This window comes from Lentzea sp. NPDC060358 (assembly GCF_042725365.1).
Lineage (GTDB): Bacteria > Actinomycetota > Actinomycetes > Mycobacteriales > Pseudonocardiaceae > Lentzea.
In genome coordinates, this window is the sequence record NZ_JBHXCW010000079.1 from 1 (window position 1) to 19,234 (window position 19,234).

Sequence of the window (19,234 nt, forward strand, 5' to 3'; positions counted from 1 at the left end):
CGAAATCCCCTTCGCGGCGCCCCGGTGCTCTGTAGAACGTCAGACGATGTGCTCGAGTTCCACGCGCTGCGCGATCGCCCGGCGCAGCCAGTGCCGGCCGACGACGACCAGCAGCGCCACCCCGGCCGCGGCGACCGTCCCCGCGCCGGCGCCCATCCAGACCCCCAGGACCTCCATGCCGTCGACGGGGGAGGGGATCTCGGCGAACGTGACGTAGACGAACAGCACGGCGAGCACCAGGCCGCCGCCGGAGATCGCGCCGATCGCGACGTTGGTCCAGGTGACCGCGCCGGGCTCGAAGACCGCGTCGTCGACCGCCCTCTGCAGCATCGCCCCCAGCGCCACCGCGAGGACCTGCAGGCACAGGACGAAGAGGACCGCCAGGACGACCAGCGGAATCCGCACGGACTCGTAGGGCGGGAACAGCTCCGCCTCGTCCGCGGCCGTCGTCGGGATCACCACGGCCTGCGCGAAGAGCCCTCCGAGGACCGCGACGGCGAGCAGGGACTGCAGGAAGATCACCAGTGCTCGTGACATACATCGAGTATCGAGAGCTGCCTATCGATTTTCAATCGTCTCGTGTGGAGGTCCTGTGAAGGTTCGCGCGGTCGTGAGCGGTAGGGTCCGTGCATGGGTGTCTTCGTCACTGGTGTGCGACCGCGGTGGTCGGACATGGATGCGTTCGGCCACGTCAACCACGCGAACACGGTGACGTTGCTCGAAGAGGCCCGCATCGAGCTGCTCTTCACCGAGGCCGCGCGCCACGGGGTGAAGGAGATGGCCGAGGGCATGGTCGTGGCGAAGCTCGTCGTCGACTACCTCGCGCCGATCGTGTTCACCGGTGAGGACATCGTGGTCGAGATGTCGGTGCGGGAGCTCAAGTCCGCGTCGTTCACGCTCGACTACGTGGTGCGCGGCAGCCGTGAGCCGGACAGCCCTGTGGTCACCAGGGCGGAGACGCTGATGGCGCCGTACAACGTGACGACCGCGCGACCCCGTCGGCTGACCGACGCGGAACGCGATTTTCTCGCCGGGTGGCGGGCAGGGGGTAGTGGTGCCTGAGCTGGTGCTGGCCGACGCGGCCGAGAGAGACGACCTCGGGGCGTTCGCGGCCCGTGCGGTGCGGCTGGACGGGCAGGCCGTCGTGCGGCTGCGCAACCGGGACGAGCAGCTGCTCGACGCGTGGGTCGCCACGCCGTTCGACACGCTCGCCACGCGAACCGTTGCGGGACAGGCGAACCCGGCCGACGTGACGGTAGCCGGGTCCGAGCTGCTGACCGGTCTCGCGGTCATGCGGGACGAACGGATCGACCCCGGTCCCGCCAAGGACCTGATGTGGCGTTCGGCGCTGCCGCCCGCCGAGGGCTGGCTGCTGGTCGACCATCTGCCCGTCGCGGTCGTGTCGGACATCGCGGACGAGGGCGTCGAGGTCGCGCGGGAGAACACCGGGCCGCAGGGGACGCCGCCCGCGTCGCTGCTCGACCAGACGGTGCTGACCGTCACCGGGTCCGGGCTGGACGTGAAGATCCCGCTGCGGTGCCTGTTCGCGTTGTCGGGCATGGGTTTCCTCGCCGACGACGGCGACGTGCGGGTGACGGCGACCGACGCGTGGCTGCGGATCGACGCCAAGTTCGGCGCCGTGGTCCGCCGCCGGCACTCGATGCTGCCGCTGATCGTCTGAACCTGGAGCTAGGTGCAGGTTCGCTGTCCGGGAAAACCCTGCGCCCCAAGCGGATGCGCGTGGCACCATGTCGCGCGTGTCCGCTGATGCGCATTTGACCGATGAGGCTCGCGTCGAGACCGAGTACCGCGTCTCGACGCTGGAGCTGTTCTTCGACCTCGTCTTCGTCTTCACGATCACGCAGCTGACCCGCACGCTGGCCGACGACACGTCGCCGCGCGGGTTCGCGCAGGTCGTGATCATGTTGTTCGTGATCCTGTGGATGTACTTCGGGTACGTCTGGCTCACGAACGCCGTCCCGCCGACGACCACCGGGCGGCGCCTGCTGCTCGTGGCCGGCATGGGCGGCTTCCTCGTCATCGCGCTCGCCGTCCCGAACGCCTTCGGTACCGCCGGGGTCGCGTTCGGCATCGGCTACCTGATCGTGAACCTGGTGCACTCCGGCCTGTTCATCTCGGCGGGCGGACCGGGCTCGGCGGCGGCGATGGCCCGCCTGGCGCCGTTCAACCTCGGCTCGGCCGGTCTGGTGTTCCTCGGCGGGTTCCTCCCGCCACTGGCGCGCGCGGCGGCCTGGACGGCGGCCGTGGTGCTGATGGTCGTCTCGCCGTACGTGAACCGGCGGCACGGCGAGTTCCGCATCCGCTCGGCGCACTTCGTGGAGCGGCACGGGCTCGTGGTCATCATCGCGATCGGCGAGTCGATCATCGCGATCGGCGTCGGGGCGGCCGGCCTGCCGCTCACCCCGCCGCTCGTGATCGCCGCCCTGCTCGGTCTCGCGCTCGTCTACCAGCTGTGGTGGTGCTACTTCGGCCACGACCAGGACGTGCGCGCCGAACACGGCCTCGCCGCCCTGTCACCGGTGCAGCGGGCCAGGAAGGCGCTGTCCGCGTTCGGCTGGGCGCACGCGCCGATGCTGCTCGGCATCGTCGTGGTGGCGGTGGGCGTGAAGAAGACCATCGGCCACGCCACGGAGCACCTGTACCTCAGCGGCGCGCTCGCCCTGGGGGCGGGCGCCGCGCTCTTCCTGTTCGGCCAGGTGGTGTTCCGGGCGCTGCTCGGCATCGGCACCGTGCGGTGGCGCGTGGCGGCCACCGTCGCCTCGCTCGCCACGGTCCCGATCGGGCTGTGGCTCGCGATCGCTCAGGTGGCCGCGCTCGTGCTCGTGTTCGGTGCCCTGTTCGTCGTGGAGGGCAGGTCTCAGACCAGCCAGACGGCCGTGTCGGGCGGCAGCTGGTCGCCGTCCATCGGGCCGGACGACAGCAGCACCTGACCGGGCGGCAGCGGCACCGACGCACCGGACGTGTTCAGCGCGCAGATCAGCCCGCCGCCCTTGCGCCGGAACGCGAAGCAGCCCGCGGGGGCGCCGTACCACTCGAGCTCGGTGCCGGCGAACGACGTGCTGGACTTGCGGTGCTCGAGCGCCTCGCGGTACAGCGACAGCATCGAGCCCGGGTCCTCCAGCTGCGCCTCAGCCGTGAGGTGGTCCCACTCGTTCGGCTGCGGCAGCCAGGTGTTCGCGGCCGTCGAGAACCCGAACGGGGGCGAGGTGCCCTCCCACGGGATCGGCACGCGGCAGCCGTCGCGGCCGCGCTCGGTGTGGCCCGAGCGCTCCCAGGTCGGGTCCTGCAGGGCCCAGTCCGGCAGCTCCACGTTCGGCAGGCCGAGCTCTTCACCGTTGTAGAGGTAGATCACGCCCGGCAGGGCCAGCTCGACCAGCGTCATGGCGCGGGCCCGCTGCTCGCCCAGCGCGCCGCCGCCGTAGCGGGTCACGTGCCGCACCACGTCGTGGTTCGACAGCGTCCACGCGGCCGGGGTGCCCGACAGCGCCACGGCCGCGAGCGAGTGCTCGATCGCCCCGCGGACGGCGTCGGCGTCGAAGCCCGCCTCGACCAGCCGGAAGTTGAAGCCCAGGTGCAGCTCGTCGGGGCGGACGTAGGCGGCGAAGCGCTCGTCGTCCTTCACCCAGATCTCGCCGACGGCCATGGTGCCGGGGTAGCCGTCCATGACCTTGCGGATCATGCGGTGGATCTCGTGCACGCCGTCGTTGTCGAAGCGCGGGTCGTGCGCGTCGTCGGACAGCACGCCCGGCGCCTGGACCCGGATCTCCATGTCCGGCAGGCCCTCGGGCTTGGCCATGCCGTGCGCCACGTCGATGCGGAAGCCGTCGACGCCGCGGTCGAGCCAGAAGCGCAGCGTGTGCTCCAGGTCGGCGCGGACCTCCGGGTGCTCCCAGTTGAGGTCGGGCTGCTCCGGCGCGAACAGGTGCAGGTACCACTGGCCGTCGGGCACGCGGGTCCAGGCGGGGCCGCCGAAGACGGACACCCAGTTGTTCGGCGGCTGCGAGCCGTCGAAGCCGCGGCCCTCGCGGAAGATGTAGCGCGACCGCTCCATGCTGCCGGGACCCGCCTGCAGGGCCTCCTGGAACCACTCGTGCAGGTCGCTCGTGTGGTTCGGCACCAGGTCGACGGTCACCCGGATGTTGTGCTCGTGCGCGTCCGCCACCAGCCGGTCGAACGCCGCCAGGTCGCCGAACATCGGGTCGACGTCGCGCGGGTCGGCCACGTCGTAGCCGTGGTCGGCCATCGGCGAGCGGTAGAACGGGGTGAGCCAGAGGGCGTCGACCCCGAGCAGCTCCAGGTAACCGAGGCGGGACCGGATGCCTTCGAGGTCGCCGACACCGTCGCCGTTGGAGTCGGCGAAGGAGCGCACGTACACCTGGTAGAAGACGGCGTCATGCCACCAGGCTGCTTCTTCGTCGATCTCAGGGGTGAGGTCGGAGGATCGTCGCACGAGGGGTCATCCTGCCATTCGTCTCGCTGCCAAAGGGCCCGAACGGGTGATGGGGGTCAGGACCAGCTGTTCATCAAGCTGTTGGCCGCCATCTCCATGTAGTCCCAGAGCTGCTTGCGGTGGGCCTCGTCCAGGCCGGCTTCGTCGACGGCGATCCTCATGCAGCGCAGCCACGCGTCCCGCTCGACCGGGCCGATCTTGAACGGCACGTGGCGCATCCGCAGCCTCGGGTGGCCCCGGTTGTCCGAGTAGGTGTGGGGGCCGCCCCAGTACTGCACCAGGAACAGCCGCAGCCGCTCCTCCGCAGGTCCGAGGTCCTCTTCCGGGTACAGGGGGAGGAGGACGTCGTCGGACTTCACCTCTTGGTAGAAGCGCGCGACGATGCGGTGGAACGTCTCCTCGCCACCGACCTGTTCGAAGAAGCTCACGGGGTTTCCCACCCGTCCATCCTGACTCACGCGGGCCGCCGGGTGCAGACCACCCCGGGTGTTGGTCGCGCCATAGGCGGGTGAACTGGCAGGACGCCGGGTGATCACCGCATCGAATGCGTGTTCTACCTCACCCGGCATCCCGGCTTGACACCTACTTGGCGGTGAAACCGGCCTCCTCCAGCGCGGGCATGAGCTGCGCGCGGAGGTTGCGCTGCACCGCCCACTGGCGGCCGGGGCGCGTCTTCACGGTGACCCGCAGCGTGATGCCCTCCGGCGTGAACTTCTCCACGCCGAGCACGTCGGGCTTGGCCGTGATGTCCGACTTCAGCGGTTCCTTCTCGGCCACCTCGGCCGCCCGCCGCTCCAGCACGCCGGTGGCCTCGGCGAGGTTCGCGCCGTAGCTCAGCGGCAGGTCGACGACCGCGACCGCGAAGCCCTGCGACGAGTTGCCGACGCGCAGGATCTCGCCGTTGCGGACGTACCAGACCGTGCCGCCGGTGTCGCGGATCGTGGTGGTGCGCAGGGCGACCGCCTCGACGGTGCCGCTGATCGACGGGCCCAGGTCGACGACGTCGCCGACGCCGTACTGGTCCTCCAGCAGCATGAACATGCCGGACAGGAAGTCCTTCACCAGGTTCTGGGCGCCGAAGCCGATGGCCACGCCCAGGATGCCCGCCGAGGTCAGCACGGGCGTGATGTCGAGCCCGACCACGATCATGATCTCCAGGAACGCGATTCCGAAGATCAGGATCGTGACGATCGACTTCAGCACCGAGCCGATCGTGCGGGCGCGCTGCTCGCGGCGCTCCGAGATGAGGTTCCCGAGCGCCTGCGGAGCGCGTTCCCGCAACGGCTTGAGCAGCCCCGGCTTCTTGCCTTCCTTGCCGGGGATGGTGATCCGGTCGATGATCTTGCGGAGCACGGCCCTGAGCACGAAGGCGGCGATCAGGATCACGACGATCTTGATCGCGCCCGCGAGGATCATCGGGCCGTACTTCTCGAAGAAGCCCACCGCCTGCGCGGTCCTGTTGGCGACGTCATCCACGGGACTCGTCACGTGGTCGTGCCCTCCTACAACTCCATGCCGGTGGCATTCGCTAGAAACGTCAGCTGGTCCACGGCGAGAGACACCGTCCTGCTGACGGACCGGCCCGCGTGACCGACCTCGGTCTCGCGGCGGATCAGCACGGGGTGCTTGGTCGGATCACTCGACGTGGCGTGCTGCAACGCCGCGCACATCTTCCTGGCGTGGTTGGGATCCACGCGGGAGTCCGACTCGAACACCGTGAACAACACGGAAGGGTACTCAACGTCCGTTACCACTTGGTGATAAGGCGAGTAGGAGAGCAGCCAGCCCAGCTCCTCGGAAACGCTTGCGCTGCCGTACTCGTCCGCCCACAGGCGTCCGAGCAGGAACTTCTCGTAGCGCACCATGTCGAGCAGTGGTGCTGAGCACACCACGGCGGCGTAGAGCTCCGGGCGTTGCGTGAGGGCGGCGCCGACGAGCAGGCCGCCGTTGGAGCCTCCCATGATCGAGAGCTGCTGCGGCGTGGTCCACCCGTCGCGGATCAGCCGCTCCGCCGCGGCGTGGAAGTCGTCGAAGACGTTCTGCTTGTTCGCGCGCATGCCGGCGAGGTGCCACTCCTCGCCCTCCTCGTCGCCCCCGCGCAGCGACACGTGCACCCAGACACCGCCCGCCTCGACCCACGCCAGCGTGGTCGCGCTGTAGCCGGGGCCGCGGCCGATCGCGAAGCCGCCGTAGCCGGTCAGCAGCGCGGGACGGGGCAGGTCGGGCCGCTGCTCGCCGCTCACGACGAACATCCGGACCGTCGTGCCGTCCTTCGACGTGTACGCGATCTGCTGGGTCGTCACGGCGGGCAGGTCGACGTGGCCGGGCGCCGCCTCGTGCAGCACCGTCTCGCCGGTCGTGGCGGAGAACCGGTACACCGCCTGCGGCGTCACGAAGTCCGTCCACCCGAACCAGACGGTGTCCTGGTCGTGGCCGGTCAGGGGGTCCACGACGGACAGGCCGTGCAGCGAGCCGGTGCCGGGGAGCGGGATCTCGCGCCGGTGTGCGCCGGTCGCGGCGTCGTGCAGGTGCAGCTCGGACACCGCGTGCCGGGTCCGCAGCACCACCAGGTCGCCGCCGAGCCAGCGCACGCCGTCGAGCACCGAGTCGGGCTCCTCGGCGATGAGCTCGGTCCACTCGGTGGGGTTCGCGGGGTCGGCGACGCAGAGGCGCTGCCGGGGCGCGCCGTGGTTCGTGTGCAGGTAGAGCCTGCCGTCGCGGGCGACCGACGCGGAGCACTGCACGCCCGCGTCGGACAGGACGACGGGCTTGAGCTCGGCGTCGCCGTGCAGGTCGGCGATCCACACGGAGTCGTGCTTCAGCGTGCTGGGCGCCCCGCTCACGACCAGCCAGCGGCCGTCGTGCGAGAGGTTCAGCGTGTAGTAGAAGGTGTGCGCCTGGTCGTCGCCGTGCACGTTGAGGTCCGTGGCGGGGTCCGTGCCGACGCGGTGGCGCCACACGCGGCGGTGGAACAGCTTCTCGTCCTCGGGCATGAGCGCCGGGTCGAGCTGGCGGACGTAGAAGAACTCCTCGCCGCCGGGCAGCCAGCCGATGGCGGAGTAGCGGCAGCGGTCGATCGGGCCCTCGACGAGCTCGCCGGTCTCGACGTCGACCACGTGCAGCAGCGAGTGCTCGTTGCCGCCGACGGACACCTGGTAGGCGAGCAGCGTGCCCTCGAGGCTGGGGGACCAGCTGTCCAGGGTGGTGGCGCCGGACGGGTCGAGCGCGCTCACGTCGAGCAGCACGCGTTCGCTGCCGTCGGCCTCGCGCACCAGGACGACGGGGTGGTCCTGCTCGGGACCGCGGCGGGTGAAGAACGCCCTGCCGGCGCGCCAGGTCGGCGTGGACACCGAACCGGTGCGCGTCAGCTCCTTCAGCCGGGCGCCGAGGCGCTCGCGGCCGGGCATCGCGTCCAGCCAGGAGCGGGCGAGCACGTCCTGCGCCCGCGACCACTCCCCGGTGCGGGGGTCCGACGTGTCCTCGAGCCAGCGGTACGGGTCGGCGACGGTGCGCCCGTGGATCTGCTCGGCGAGGTTCAGCCGCTCGGCGACCGGGTAGGTGATCGTCGCAGGCAGCGGCGTGGAAGGAGCTTCTGTCACCTGGGCAAGGGTAGCGGCTGTTGAAAACGATCCCCGTTAGGGAGCCGCTTCACCCCGGGTTCGATCACACATCAATGACGCGTCACTTATCACACGTGATTTTTTCCTGGTAAGTGTGGTCTCCTAGGGCTGACCCGGTGGAGGTGGTCGCGTGCCAGACCGACAACCGACCCCTGTCGGCGGCTCGCCCCGCGGCGAGACGGCGCCGACGGTCCCCCCATGCCGCAACCAGCCCGAGCTCAGGGCTGTGCCGGATGGGGATCGAGACGGGGGAGGTTCCGGTCAGACACCGGCGTTCTTCCCCTGGGGCAGACGCAAGGTGCTGCTGCTGAACGCCACGTTCGAGCCGCTCACGGCGCTGTCGCTGCGCCGCGCGGTCGTGCTGGTGGTGTGCGGCAAGGCCGAAGTCGTGCACGGAGACGCCTCCGGGCTGGTGCTGCACTCGTCGAAGTCCGAGGTGCTCGTGCCGTCCGTGATCCGGCTGAGCACGTACGTGCGCGTTCCCTACCGCGGCCGCGTGCCGATGACCCGTGCCGGGCTCATGCACCGCGACCGTTATCGCTGCGCCTACTGCGGCGGGCGGGCCGAGACGATCGACCACGTCGTGCCGCGCTCGCGTGGCGGACCTCACACCTGGACCAACTGCGTCGCCTGCTGCGCGAAGTGCAACCACCGGAAGGCGGACAAGCTGCTGTCCGAGCTGGGCTGGCGGCTGCGCGTCGTTCCCGCGGCGCCGCGCGGCCCGCACTGGCGGTTGCTCGCCGGCGTGGCGGAGGCCGATCCGCAGTGGTTGCCGTACCTGGGTGAGCCCGCGGCCTGATCTGCCGTTCCCGGCGGTCAGGCCGCGAGGGAGAAGTCGTTCTGACGTGCGGTGATGCGCACGGAGTCGTCGTGCTGCGCCGTGATGCGGACGCTGTCGTCGTGCGCCGTGATCTGCACGGAGTCGTCGTGCGCCGTGATGCGGACCGAGTCGTCGTGCGCCGTGATGCGGACCGAGTCGTCGCGCTGGGCGGTGATGCGGACGCTGTCGTCGTGCGCGGTGATGCGCACCGAGTCGTCCATGGTGATGCGGACCGAGTCGTCCTCCGCCGTGATGCGGACGCTGTCGTCCATCGTGATGCGCACCGAGTCGGACATCGTGATCCTGACCGAATCGCTCGCCGTGATGCGCACCGAGTCGGCCGCCGTGATCCGCACCGAATCCGACGCCGTGATCCGAACGGAGTCGTCCCTCGTGATCCGGACGGAGTCACTGGCAGTAATACGGACTGAATCGTCCATGTAGCGCGGAAGAGTGGAGGTCACGGCCTGGGGGCGGGTCATCGTGAACATTTTGTGTCCTCCAGCTCGTTCGGGGCGGGTGCGCAAGACCCGTATAGGTGAAAAGCTAGGAGGTGGATGTTCCGGGAACAAGACCCCAAACCGGCACCCGTTCGCCTCCGACCGGGTGAGGCCTGACCGGGCGTAACCGCTGCGCCGCACGAGAGCGCTCATTGCCCTTACTGGCCGGTGTCGACACGCTCTGTAGTGTGCGGATCGATGGAACATGACATGCGTCACACCGCGAAAGGCGTGCGTGGGCCGGGTTTCCGGGGCCTCACCGCCGCCTGGGCCGTGTCGCTCGTCGGCGACGGGGTGCGCGTCGTCGCGCTGCCGCTGTTCACGGCCTCGGCCACCCGCAGCCCGCTCGCGGTGTCCGCCGTCGCCGTCGCGCTCACCCTGCCCTGGTTGCTCGTCGCGATGCCGGCGGGCGCGCTGGTCGACCGGTGGCGGCCGCGCACCGTGGTCGTCGCGGCCCACTGGGTGCGGGCCGGGGTGACCGGTTCGCTCGCGCTGGCGGTCCACACCGGACACGCGACGGTCGTCGTCTTGTGCGCCACGGCTTTCGTGCTGACCTCCGCCGAGACGTTCGCGGACTCGGCCTCGCAGGTGCTGCTCGTCGAACTGGCGGGGCCGGGGGAGCTGGAGGCCGCCAACGGCAGGTTCGTCGCCCTCGAGACCATCGGCATGGACCTCGCCGGTCCGCTGGCCGCCGCGGTGCTGTTCTGGTGGGAGCCGGCGGCCTGCTTCGCGCTCGACGCGCTGTCGTTCGTGGTCGCGGCGGTGCTCGTGTCCCGGGTCCCGGACGTCGCGCCCCGCCGGTCCCGCGGCGATCTTCGCGGGCAGGTGCTGCAGGGGGCGCGGTTCCTGGTGCGCACCCCGGGGCTGCGGTCACTGGTGGTTGCCGTTGCAATCACATCTTTCGCCGCGGCCGCGGTCAACGCCGTTCTGGCGCTCTACTCCATCCAGGTGCTCGGCCTCGCCGAACCGGTGGTTCCCGGCCTCGTCGTGTGCATGGCGGCCGGTGCTCTGCTAGGGGCCTGGCTGTCGCCGCGGCTCGCGGCGCGGTGGGGCGCCGGCCGCGTCATGGTCGGGTTCCTGGCGCTGCTCGCGGTCGCGTTCGCGGTGTTCGGGCTCGTGCCCCGGCTCCCGGCCGCGGTCGTCGCGTGCCTGCTGTGCGGGCTGGCGGCGGCGGGCTGGAACGTGCTGTCCGCGACCCGGCGGCAGCGGCTCACGCCGGGGCCGGTGATGGGCCGGGTGACGAGCGCCTACCGGGTGCTCGCGTGGGGGCTGTCCCCGCTCGGCGCGGGACTCTCCGGGCCGCTCGCGGCGGCCACGTCGATCGGGACCGTCTACGTCGTGGCGGGCTCGATCGTGGGATTGACCGCGATCTTGCTGGCCCGGCCGCTCGCGCGCGGCTGAGTTCGGCTACCGTACCCGCCGTGACCATCGTGGAGACCGTTCTCGTCTTCGCGCTGATCCCGCTGGCGATCTACGGCGTGATCACGCTGCTGACGGTGAGGCCAAAGGCCACCCGGATTCCCCGGTACCGGCCCGGCCAGGAGTGGGGCTACGCCCCGGTGTGGTGGAGCGCGAACCCGGCCGGGTTGAGCGCGGACCACCACGGCGCTGCCGAGCCCGTTGCCCCGGGTTCGACGGCCAAGGGAGGTGCCCGTGGCAACTGGTAAGGCGATCGAGGTCGTCGACCCCGCGACGCTGCCGCTCGGTGCGGTCGTGACGAACAGCGGCCGGGTGTCCGCGGCGAAGATGTACGAGCCGCACGTGCCGGAGCTGCCGTTCACGCCGACCCAGCTCGCGCAGCTGGACGAGGCGCTGACGCTGTCGAGCCGCGCGACCGGCCTCGACTTCAGCGTGTACCTGGGCGAGCTCGGCTCGTCCTCCCGCGAGCGCGCGGAGGAGCTGCACGGCTCCACCGAGCGCCCGTCGCACCACGTCCTCGTGGCCGTGTCGCCGGGCGAGCGCGTCGTCGAGGTCGTGACGGGCGAGGAGTCGCACCGCCGGCTCGCCGACCGCGGGGCCAAGCTCGCGGTGATGAGCATGGTGGCGTCCTTCAAGGAGGGCGACCTCGCGGGCGGCCTGATCTCCGGCCTGCGCATGCTGACCGACCAGGCGGGCGCCGCACCCCGCTCCTGAGTTCTTCCGCGAACGCCCCCGGTGACACCGCCGGGGGCGTTTTCTACGCGCTGACCCCGTTCCGCGCGACCACGAGGTCGGAGATCTTCTCCCAGCCGAGCTTGCGGTAGAGGTGCACGCCCTCGGTCGAGGAGAACAGCAACCCGGTCCTGGCACCGTCCCGCACGGCTTCCCGCACGAGGGTCCCCATCACCACACTGCCGAGCCCGCGCCGCCGGTGCGCCTCCTCGGTGCTGATCCGGTGCGCGACAGCGTCCTCGCCGACGACGGCCATCAGCCCGCTCGCCGCCTCCTCGCCGTCCGCCAGCACCCGCACCCCGATGACGGGATTCCTCCGCACCTCCACCACGTAGCCCGCGGGCGGTTCCGGTGCGGGGTGGCCGGCGAGGTCGCGCCTCATGAACGTCTCGTCCGGCCGCGCCACGACCAGTCCGGCCGCTTCGACCTCGGCGACCACCTGCCCGGGCGCGTCCGTCGGGACGCTGAGCCAGTTCGGTTCCCGCGACGCGGCGACGATCCTCGCCAGAGCCGCGACCTCCGCCTCGTCCGTGGCGATCCACTCGTACTGCCGGTGTGGCCGGTTCACGTGGACGACCAGGTGGCCGTCGCGGTACTCGGAGGTCAGCCCGTCGGCCGTGATCCAGCCGCGGTGCCAGCGTTCCACCAGTTCACCGATCATGGTCCCGACGTTATGCGAAAGCCCCGCACCGCGCGAACACGGTGCGGGGCTTCCACTTCACCTCGTCAGGACCGGTCGAACTCCTGCGCGGCCAGGGCGCGCACGATGCCCGCGCGGCCCTCGGACACCAGCCGGCGCAAGGCGGGCGGGTGCTCGTCGGCCAGCCACGCGTCGGCGGCCTCCACAGTGGACTTCGCGATCGACCACGCCGGGAACATGCCCACGACCATCGACTGCGCCCGCTCGGACGAACGCCGGTCCCACACGCCCTTGACGTCGGCGAAGTAGCGCTCGACGTACGGCGCGAGCAGCTCCTTCTGGCTCGGGTGCGAGATGCCCGCGATGATCGCCTCGCTGACCGCGTTGGGCAGCTCGTCGTCGTTCACGGCGCGGTCCCACGCCTCGTCCTTGGCCTCGGTCGTCGGGCGCAGGGCGCGGGTCGACTGGGCGCGGCGGTGACCGGTGGAGGTCGGGTCGCGCTCCTCCTCGGCGTCGATCTCGGCGAGACCGGCCTTGCCGTGCGCGACGAGGGCCTGCAGCAGGCGCCAGCGCAGGTCCGTGTCGACGTCCAGGCCCTCCAGGACCGCGGAGCCGTCGTACCAGCCGCGCAGGACGTCAACGGTGGAGTCGTCGAGCACCGACGACGTCAGCGCGTTCACGAACGCCAGCTGGTGGTCCGACCCCGGCTCGGCGGCGCGCGCCAGCTCCAGCGCCTTCGCCACGAACCGGCGCCAGCCCTCGCCGCGCCACGAGTCGTCCGCGTAGGACGACAGCGAGGTCTGGGCCTGCAGCAGGAGCCGTTGCACCACGCCGACCTCGGTCTCGGAGCCGAGGCCCGCGAGGACGAGGTTCACGAAGTCGCGGGCCTTCAGTTCGGCCTCGCGGGTCATCTCCCACGCGGCCGACCAGCACAGCGTGCGCGGCAGCGGCTCGGCGATGTCGGAGATGTGGTCGATCAGCGCGGCCAGCGAGTCGGGGTCGAGGCGCATCGTGCAGTACGTGAGGTCGTCGTCGTTGACCAGCACGATCTTGCCGCGGTGCACGCCGACCAGTTCCGGGACCTCGGTGCGGTCGCCGGTCACGTCCAGCTCGTGGCGGTGCGTGCGGACCAGCTTGCCGTTCTCGTCGGCGTCGTAGACACCGATCGCGATGCGGTGCGTGCGCAGCTCGCCGGCACCCGGCCGGGCACCGCCCTGCAGCACGGCGAACTCGGTGAACTTCCCGTCCGCGTCCACGGTGAACTTGGGGCGCAACAGGTTCAGGCCCGTCGTCTCCAGCCACTGCGCGCTCCACCACGACAGGTCGCGGCCGGACGCCTCCTCCAGCGCGCCCAGCAGGTCCGCGAGCGTCGCGTTGCCCCAGGCGTGCTTGGCGAAGTAGACCCGCAGGCCCGCCAGGAAGTTCTCCAGGCCCACGTACGCGACGAGCTGCTTGAGCACCGAGGCGCCCTTGGCGTAGGTGATGCCGTCGAAGTTGACCTCGACCGCCTGCACGTCGGAGATGTCCGCGGCGACCGGGTGCGTCGACGGCAGCTGGTCTTGCCGGTACGCCCACGACTTCTCGATCTTCGCGAACGTCGTCCACGCCTGGCGGTACTCGGTGGCTTCCGCCTGCGCCAGCACGGACGCCCAGGTGGCGAACGACTCGTTCAGCCACAGGTCGTCCCACCAGCGCATGGTCACGAGGTCGCCGAACCACATGTGCGCCATCTCGTGCAGCACGGTCTCGGCGCGGCGCTCGTAGAGGTAGCGGGTGACGCGGCTGCGGAAGACGTAGTCCTCGAGGAACGTGACGCAGCCGGCGTTCTCCATCGCGCCCGCGTTGAACTCCGGCACGAAGCACTGGTCGTACTTGCCGAACGGGTACTGCACCCCGAACGCCTTGTGGAAGAACCCGAAGCCCTGCTTGGTCTCGGTGAACAGCCGCTCGGCGTCCATGTGCGGGGCGAGCGAGGCGCGGCAGTAGATGCCGAGGGGGATCTTGAAGTCGCCCTCGGCGAACTCGTCGCGCCACTCGGCGTACGGACCGGCGACCAGGGCCACGATGTAGGTCGACATCGGCTTGGTGGTCGCGAACGTGTGGACGGCCGAGCCGCCCTCGCCGTCCTCGGTGGCGGTGATCTCGCCGTTGGAGATGACCTTCCAGTCGTGCGGCGCCGTGACCCGCATCGAGTAGACCGACTTGAGGTCGGGCTGGTCGAAGCACGCGAACATGCGCTTGGCGTCGGCGGTCTCGAACTGCGAGTACAGGTACACGCCGCCGTCGACCGGGTCGACGAACCGGTGCAGGCCCTCGCCGGTGTTCATGTACCGGCAGTCGGCCTCGATCGTGAGCTCGTTGGTCTCCGCGAGGTCCGGCAGCACGACGCCGTCCTCCTCGCGGTAGGAGGAGACGTCGAGCTCGCTGCCGTTGAGCACAGCGCGGTGCACGGTCGCCGCCACGATGTCGATCCACGAGGAAGCACCCGGAGTCCGGCTGCGGAACACCACGGTGGTGGTGGAGCGGAACGTGTCCGAACCCGGCTTCCCGCCGCCGTCGGTCAGGTCCAGCTCGATCCGGTAGGACTCCACTTCCAGCAGCTCAGCACGTTCTTGAGCCTGGTCGCGGGTGAGGTTGGGCGCGGCCACTGGTCACCTCGTCTGCCACGCGTCTGGTTACGCGCTGACGTCGTCGGAATGGTCATGACTCCCGCATCCAATCACGGAAGCGCCGCGCGGGAAGAGATGACAGGGTGATCTGGTTGGGCTGATGGGGCGACAACCGCACCCAACGCGACAGAACGCGACTGAAGGGGCACGCATGGCCGACAAGGCGAAGGTCGATTTCTACTTCGACCCTCTTTGTCCGTTCGCCTGGATCTCCTCCCGGTGGATCCTCGAGGTGGAGAAGGTCCGCGACATCGACCTGAGCTTCCACGTCATGAGTCTTTCCGTGCTGAACGAGGGCCGCGACCTGCCCGAGCAGTACAAGGAGCTCATGACCAAGGGCTGGGGTCCGGTGCGCGTCGCCATCGCGGCGGAGCAGAAGTTCGGCAACGAGGTGCTGCCGAAGCTGTACGCGGCGATGGGCACGCGCATCCACAACGAGGGCATGAAGGACTTCGACGAGGTCATCCCGCTGGCTCTCGAGGACGCCGGCCTCCCGGCCGAGCTCGCCGAGGCCGCGAACTCGACCGAGTACGACGAGGCGCTGCGGGCGTCGCACCACCGCGGCATGGACCCGGTCGGCATGGACGTCGGCACGCCGACCATCCACATCGACGGGGTCGCCTTCTTCGGCCCGGTGCTGACGAAGATCCCGCGGGGCGAGGAGGCGGGCACGATCTTCGACGGCGCCCGGCTGCTGGCGGGCTACCCGCACTTCTTCGAGCTCAAGAGGACCCGTACGGGCGACTTGGACTTCAGCTGAGATTTTCTGTCGGGGGTCGTCGCTAACGTCTGGGGACATGGCGGACCACCGAGTCGAAGTCGCAGTTCGGGGACCCTGGTCGTTGACGACGTCCAGGGCCTTCTGGGAGGGCTTCACGCCGTCCGCGCTGCCTCGGCGCGACGGCGTGGAGCTGCGCTCGACGTTCCTGGTCGAAGGTGAGTGGCGTCGTGCCTCGGTCTCCGTGACCCAGGCCGGCGCCACCGCCGTGTTGTCCCTTTCCGGCGAGGGGGACCTCGACCTCGCCGCGGCACAGGTGTGCCGGTTCCTGTCTCTCGACGTCGACGGCTCCGGCTGGCCCGCCGTGGCGTCGCGCGACCCGGTGATCGCCGAGGCGCAGGCCGCGTTCCCCGGTCTGCGGCCGTGCGGCTTCTACTCGCCGTACGAGGCGGCGGCGTGGTCGGTGCTGTCGCAGCGCGCGGGCATGGCGCAGGGGGCGCGGCTCAAGGCGTCGCTGATGGTCGACGGCGTGTTCCCGGCACCGTCCGCCCTGCTCCGGGCGGACCTCGACCTGCCCGGCCGCAAGCCCGAGTACCTGCGCGCGGTGGCCCGGGCGGCGCTGGACGGGCTGCTGGACGCCGTCGCGTTGCGGGCGATGAACCCCGTGGCGGCAGTGCTGGCGGTGCAGCAGGTCAAGGGGCTCGGCCCGTTCGCGGCGGAGCTGGTGGTGCTGCGCGGGGCGAACGCGCCGGACGCCGTGCCGCACAAAGAGTCCAGGCTGACCGACGAGGTCCGCGAGCGCTACGGCCGGCCGCTGGCCGAGGTGTCGCAGGCGTGGCGGCCCTACCGGACGTGGGCCTCGGTGCACCTGCGCGTGCTGCGGGAGCAGCGGCTGCGGGGCGAGCCGGTGCCGTCCGGGTGACGAGTGGTCCCGCTGCCCCGGCCGGCGTGACCCCCGCCCGTGGATGTGACACTCTGGACCCGGCAAGCGCCGCAAGTGTCACACCGCCGCCAGGAGGGCTCTCGTGATCGAGGTCGTCAACCCCGCCACCGAGGAAGTCGTCGGCACCCTCGCCGAGGGCACGCCGGCCGACGTCGACACGGCCGTGGCCGCGGCGGTCGCGGCCTTCCCGGCGTGGTCGCAGACCTCGGCCGCCGAACGGGCCAAGGCCGTCCGCGCGATCATCGACGGCCTGCGGGAGCGGGCCGACGAGCTCGCGCGCACCATGACCCGGGAGATGGGCACGCCCCTCACCTTCAGCCAGAAGGTCCAGGTCACGAACCCGATCTCCATCGCCGAGGGCGTCGCGGCCGTGCTCGAGAACGGCTACTTCGAGCCGGAGGAGATCGGCAACTCGCTGGTCTTCCGCGAGCCCGTCGGGGTCGTCGCCGCCATCACGCCGTGGAACTTCCCGCTGCAGCAGATGGTCGCGAAGGTCGTCCCCGCGCTCGCCGCGGGCAACACCGTCGTGCTCAAGCCGAGCGAGCTCGCTCCGGGCACCGCCGACCTGCTCGCCGGGATCGTCGCCGCGGCCGTTCCGCAGGGCGTGTTCCACCTCGTGCACGGCACCGGGCCGGTCGTCGGCGAAGCGCTCGCCGCGCACCCGGACGTGGACATGGTCTCGTTCACCGGGTCGACCAAGGCCGGGCGCCGGGTGTCGGCGGTGGCGGCCGAGACGGTCAAGCGGGTCGCGCTGGAGCTGGGCGGCAAGTCGGCGTGCATCGTGCTCGACGACGCCGACCTCGGCCGTGCGGTGAAGATCGCGGTCGCCAACTCGTTCATGAACAACGGCCAGGCGTGCAGCGCGTGGACCCGGCTGCTCGTCCCGGCCGACCGCCACGACGAGGCCGTCGAACTGGCCGCCGCCGCGGCGGGGAAGTACACCCCGGCCGATCCGGCCGAGCCGTCGACCCGCATCGGGCCGGCCGTGTCGAAGGCGCAGCGCGACCGCGTCGTCGGCTACATCCGCCAGGGCGTCGAGGAGGGCGCGACGCTCGCCGCCGGTGGGCCGGAAGCGCCGCTGCCACAGGGCTTCTACGTCACCCCGACGGTGTTCGGCGGCGTCACGCCCGAGATGACCATCGCCCAGGAGGAGATCTTCGGGCCGGTCCTGTCGGTCATGCCGTACGCGGACGAGGACGACGCGGTGCGCATCGCCAACTCCACCATCTACGGCCTGGCGGGCGCCGTGTTCTCCGCCGACACCGACCGGGCGCTGCGCGTGGCCCGGCGGCTGCGCACCGGTCAGGTCGACATCAACGCCGCCGCGTTCAACACGAGCGCGCCGTTCGGCGGCTACCGCCAGTCCGGCAACGGCCGCGAGTTCGGCCGGTTCGGCCTCGACGAGTTCTGCGAGATCAAGTCGGTCCAGCGGTAATCGAGCTGCGGAAGTCGCCGTGGCGGCGTATCACTGCCGCTATGGCTGACCCGGCGCTGAGCATCAGGACCATCACCGAATCCGACCTCCCCGCGTTCCACCAGGTGTTCGCGTGGTCGTTCCTCGACGAACCCGTCGAGGACCACCGCTGGCTGAAGGTGCTGGAGCCCGAGCGGGCGCACGCCGTGTTCGACGGCGACGAGATGGTCGGCACCGGCGGCGTCCTCACCCGGCAGCTCACCGTCCCCGGCGGGGTCCAGGCCGACGTCGGCGCGGTGACCGTCGTGGGCGTCAAACCGGGCCACCGCCGGCGTGGCATGGCGTCGTTGCTGATGAAGACCCAGCTGCACGCCATGCGCGAGGCCGGCGAGTCGATCGGCATCCTCTGGGCGTCGGAGGGCGCGATCTACCGGAGGTTCGGCTACGGCGAGTACGCGTCGGCCTTGTCGATGCTGACGATGCCGGCGCGGATGCCGTTCCACCCCGGCGTGTCCGTGAGCCCGGCGCGGATCCGGCAGGTCACGCGCGACGAGGCCATGCCGTTCATGCGCGAGGTCCACGACCGGGTGCGCCGCGTGCGGACCGGCTGGCTGAGCCGCGTGGAGAAGTCGTGGGAGGTCCACCTCTCCGACGCCGAACGCGATCGCGGCGGTCTCACGTCCTACCGCTACTGCCTGCACCCCGAGGGGTATGTGGTGTTCCGGGTGAAGCACAGCAGCGATCGCGGCGGACCCAAGCACGAGCTGCACGTGCGCGAGCTGGTCTGCGAGACCGACCAGGCCTACGCCGACCTCTACCGGTTCCTGCTCGACCTCGACCTGGCCGGCAGCATCTCGTTCTTCACGGCCGCGGACGACCCGGTCCTGCACATGGTCGACAACCCGCGCAAGGTGCGGCGCGAGCTGACCGACGCGTTGTGGCTGCGGGTCGTCGACGTGGAGAAGGCGCTGCCGCTGCGCCGCTACTCGTCCGATGTGGACAGTGTGCTGGAGGTCGAGGACGACCTGTGCCCGTGGAACTCCGGCCGCTGGCGCCTGACCGCGAAGGGCGGCGAGGCGGTGGTGACGCGCACGGAGGACCCGGCGGACGTGACGCTCGACGTCGCCGCGCTGGGCAGCGCCTACCTCGGTGGAACAAGGCTTTCCGTGCTCAGGCGTGCGCATCGCGTGGTCGAACACACGGCCGGACATGTCAACGCGCTCACGTTCGCGTTCCTCGGTACGCATGAGCCGCATTGCCCCGAGGTGTTCTGACGGAACTACGGCCG

General features: G+C 70.7%; 19 protein-coding genes. 11 read left to right on the plus strand and 8 right to left on the minus strand.

Annotated features, from left to right (window positions below; genetic code table 11):
- Nucleotides 1-39 precede the first annotated feature (39 nt).
- Complete coding sequence (locus ACFWGZ_RS18570) at nt 40-537, minus strand: DUF2975 domain-containing protein (protein ID WP_382452758.1); 498 nt, start codon at nt 535-537, stop codon at nt 40-42.
- 93 nt (nt 538-630) lie between these two features.
- Between ACFWGZ_RS18570 and ACFWGZ_RS18575 the strand changes: the two genes are divergently transcribed.
- The 3 genes from ACFWGZ_RS18575 to ACFWGZ_RS18585 all read left to right on the plus strand — a co-directional run bounded on the left by ACFWGZ_RS18575 (nt 631) and on the right by ACFWGZ_RS18585 (nt 2,951).
- On the plus strand, nt 631-1,062 hold the full coding sequence (locus ACFWGZ_RS18575; protein WP_382452759.1) for an acyl-CoA thioesterase: 432 nt from the start codon (nt 631-633) through the stop codon (nt 1,060-1,062).
- Nucleotides 1,055-1,681: a hypothetical protein gene (locus tag ACFWGZ_RS18580; RefSeq protein ID WP_382452760.1), complete on the plus strand. Its 627-nt coding sequence runs from the start codon at nt 1,055-1,057 to the stop codon at nt 1,679-1,681. Before ACFWGZ_RS18575 ends, ACFWGZ_RS18580 begins: the two co-directional genes overlap by 8 nt.
- Before the next feature lie 76 nt (nt 1,682-1,757).
- The gene (locus tag ACFWGZ_RS18585; RefSeq protein WP_382452761.1) at nt 1,758-2,951 is read left to right on the plus strand and encodes a low temperature requirement protein A; all 1,194 of its coding nucleotides are present in this window, start codon (nt 1,758-1,760) and stop codon (nt 2,949-2,951) included.
- Here the strand turns inward: ACFWGZ_RS18585 and ACFWGZ_RS18590 are convergent.
- From ACFWGZ_RS18590 to ACFWGZ_RS18605, 4 genes are all read right to left on the minus strand, one after another.
- Nucleotides 2,879-4,471 carry a glycoside hydrolase family 13 protein gene (locus tag ACFWGZ_RS18590; RefSeq protein WP_382452762.1) on the minus strand — a complete coding sequence of 531 codons (1,593 nt, stop codon included), beginning with the start codon at nt 4,469-4,471 and terminating at the stop codon, nt 2,879-2,881. The two genes, ACFWGZ_RS18585 and ACFWGZ_RS18590, sit on opposite strands and share 73 nt — an antisense overlap.
- A 56-nt stretch (nt 4,472-4,527) precedes the next feature.
- On the minus strand, nt 4,528-4,911 hold the full coding sequence (locus ACFWGZ_RS18595) for a globin (RefSeq protein ID WP_382452763.1): 384 nt from the start codon (nt 4,909-4,911) through the stop codon (nt 4,528-4,530).
- 142 nt (nt 4,912-5,053) lie between these two features.
- Nucleotides 5,054-5,887, minus strand: a complete 834-nt coding sequence (locus ACFWGZ_RS18600) for a mechanosensitive ion channel family protein (RefSeq protein ID WP_382452791.1) — start codon at nt 5,885-5,887, stop codon at nt 5,054-5,056.
- Nucleotides 5,888-5,973: 86 nt separating this feature from the next.
- The gene (locus tag ACFWGZ_RS18605) at nt 5,974-8,070 is read right to left on the minus strand and encodes a prolyl oligopeptidase family protein (RefSeq protein WP_382452764.1); all 2,097 of its coding nucleotides are present in this window, start codon (nt 8,068-8,070) and stop codon (nt 5,974-5,976) included.
- Between the two features lie 151 nt (nt 8,071-8,221).
- Here ACFWGZ_RS18605 and ACFWGZ_RS18610 point away from each other — a divergent pair, with 151 nt between their 5' ends.
- A complete protein-coding gene (locus ACFWGZ_RS18610) occupies nt 8,222-8,890 on the plus strand; it encodes an HNH endonuclease (RefSeq protein ID WP_382452765.1) in 669 nt (222 codons plus the stop codon).
- Between the two features lie 17 nt (nt 8,891-8,907).
- Here the strand turns inward: ACFWGZ_RS18610 and ACFWGZ_RS18615 are convergent, their stop codons facing one another.
- Nucleotides 8,908-9,267, minus strand: coding sequence for a hypothetical protein (locus tag ACFWGZ_RS18615; RefSeq protein ID WP_382452766.1), 360 nt, complete (start codon nt 9,265-9,267; stop codon nt 8,908-8,910).
- Between the two features lie 354 nt (nt 9,268-9,621).
- Between ACFWGZ_RS18615 and ACFWGZ_RS18620 the strand changes: the two genes are divergently transcribed.
- From ACFWGZ_RS18620 to ACFWGZ_RS18630, 3 genes are read left to right on the plus strand one after another with little or no spacing between them, the layout of a single operon-like run.
- On the plus strand, nt 9,622-10,812 hold the full coding sequence (locus tag ACFWGZ_RS18620; RefSeq protein ID WP_382452767.1) for an MFS transporter: 1,191 nt from the start codon (nt 9,622-9,624) through the stop codon (nt 10,810-10,812).
- Between the two features lie 20 nt (nt 10,813-10,832).
- Nucleotides 10,833-11,078, plus strand: coding sequence for a hypothetical protein (locus tag ACFWGZ_RS18625; protein WP_382452768.1), 246 nt, complete (start codon nt 10,833-10,835; stop codon nt 11,076-11,078).
- Nucleotides 11,065-11,544: a DUF5130 family protein gene (locus ACFWGZ_RS18630; RefSeq protein WP_382452769.1), complete on the plus strand. Its 480-nt coding sequence runs from the start codon at nt 11,065-11,067 to the stop codon at nt 11,542-11,544. Before ACFWGZ_RS18625 ends, ACFWGZ_RS18630 begins: the two co-directional genes overlap by 14 nt.
- 43 nt (nt 11,545-11,587) lie before the next feature.
- On the opposite strand, the gene ACFWGZ_RS18635 is transcribed toward ACFWGZ_RS18630, so the two are convergent.
- Together ACFWGZ_RS18635 and pepN are read right to left on the minus strand one after the other, a co-directional pair.
- Nucleotides 11,588-12,223, minus strand: a complete 636-nt coding sequence (locus ACFWGZ_RS18635; protein WP_382452770.1) for a GNAT family N-acetyltransferase — start codon at nt 12,221-12,223, stop codon at nt 11,588-11,590.
- A gap of 65 nt (nt 12,224-12,288) precedes the next feature.
- Entirely contained in the window at nt 12,289-14,850 is a 2,562-nt protein-coding gene (pepN, locus tag ACFWGZ_RS18640) for an aminopeptidase N (protein WP_382452771.1), read from the minus strand.
- Nucleotides 14,851-15,022: 172 nt separating this feature from the next.
- Between pepN and ACFWGZ_RS18645 the strand changes: the two genes are divergently transcribed.
- The 4 genes from ACFWGZ_RS18645 (at nt 15,023) to ACFWGZ_RS18660 (ending at nt 19,220) form a co-directional block, all read left to right on the plus strand.
- The gene (locus ACFWGZ_RS18645) at nt 15,023-15,631 is read left to right on the plus strand and encodes a DsbA family protein (RefSeq protein WP_382452772.1); all 609 of its coding nucleotides are present in this window, start codon (nt 15,023-15,025) and stop codon (nt 15,629-15,631) included.
- Between the two features lie 82 nt (nt 15,632-15,713).
- Entirely contained in the window at nt 15,714-16,511 is a 798-nt protein-coding gene (locus ACFWGZ_RS18650; protein WP_382452773.1) for a DNA-3-methyladenine glycosylase family protein, read from the plus strand.
- Between the two features lie 103 nt (nt 16,512-16,614).
- On the plus strand, nt 16,615-17,967 hold the full coding sequence (locus tag ACFWGZ_RS18655; protein WP_382452774.1) for an aldehyde dehydrogenase family protein: 1,353 nt from the start codon (nt 16,615-16,617) through the stop codon (nt 17,965-17,967).
- Nucleotides 17,968-18,008: 41 nt separating this feature from the next.
- Nucleotides 18,009-19,220, plus strand: a complete 1,212-nt coding sequence (locus tag ACFWGZ_RS18660) for a GNAT family N-acetyltransferase (protein WP_382452775.1) — start codon at nt 18,009-18,011, stop codon at nt 19,218-19,220.
- Nucleotides 19,221-19,234 lie beyond the last annotated feature (14 nt).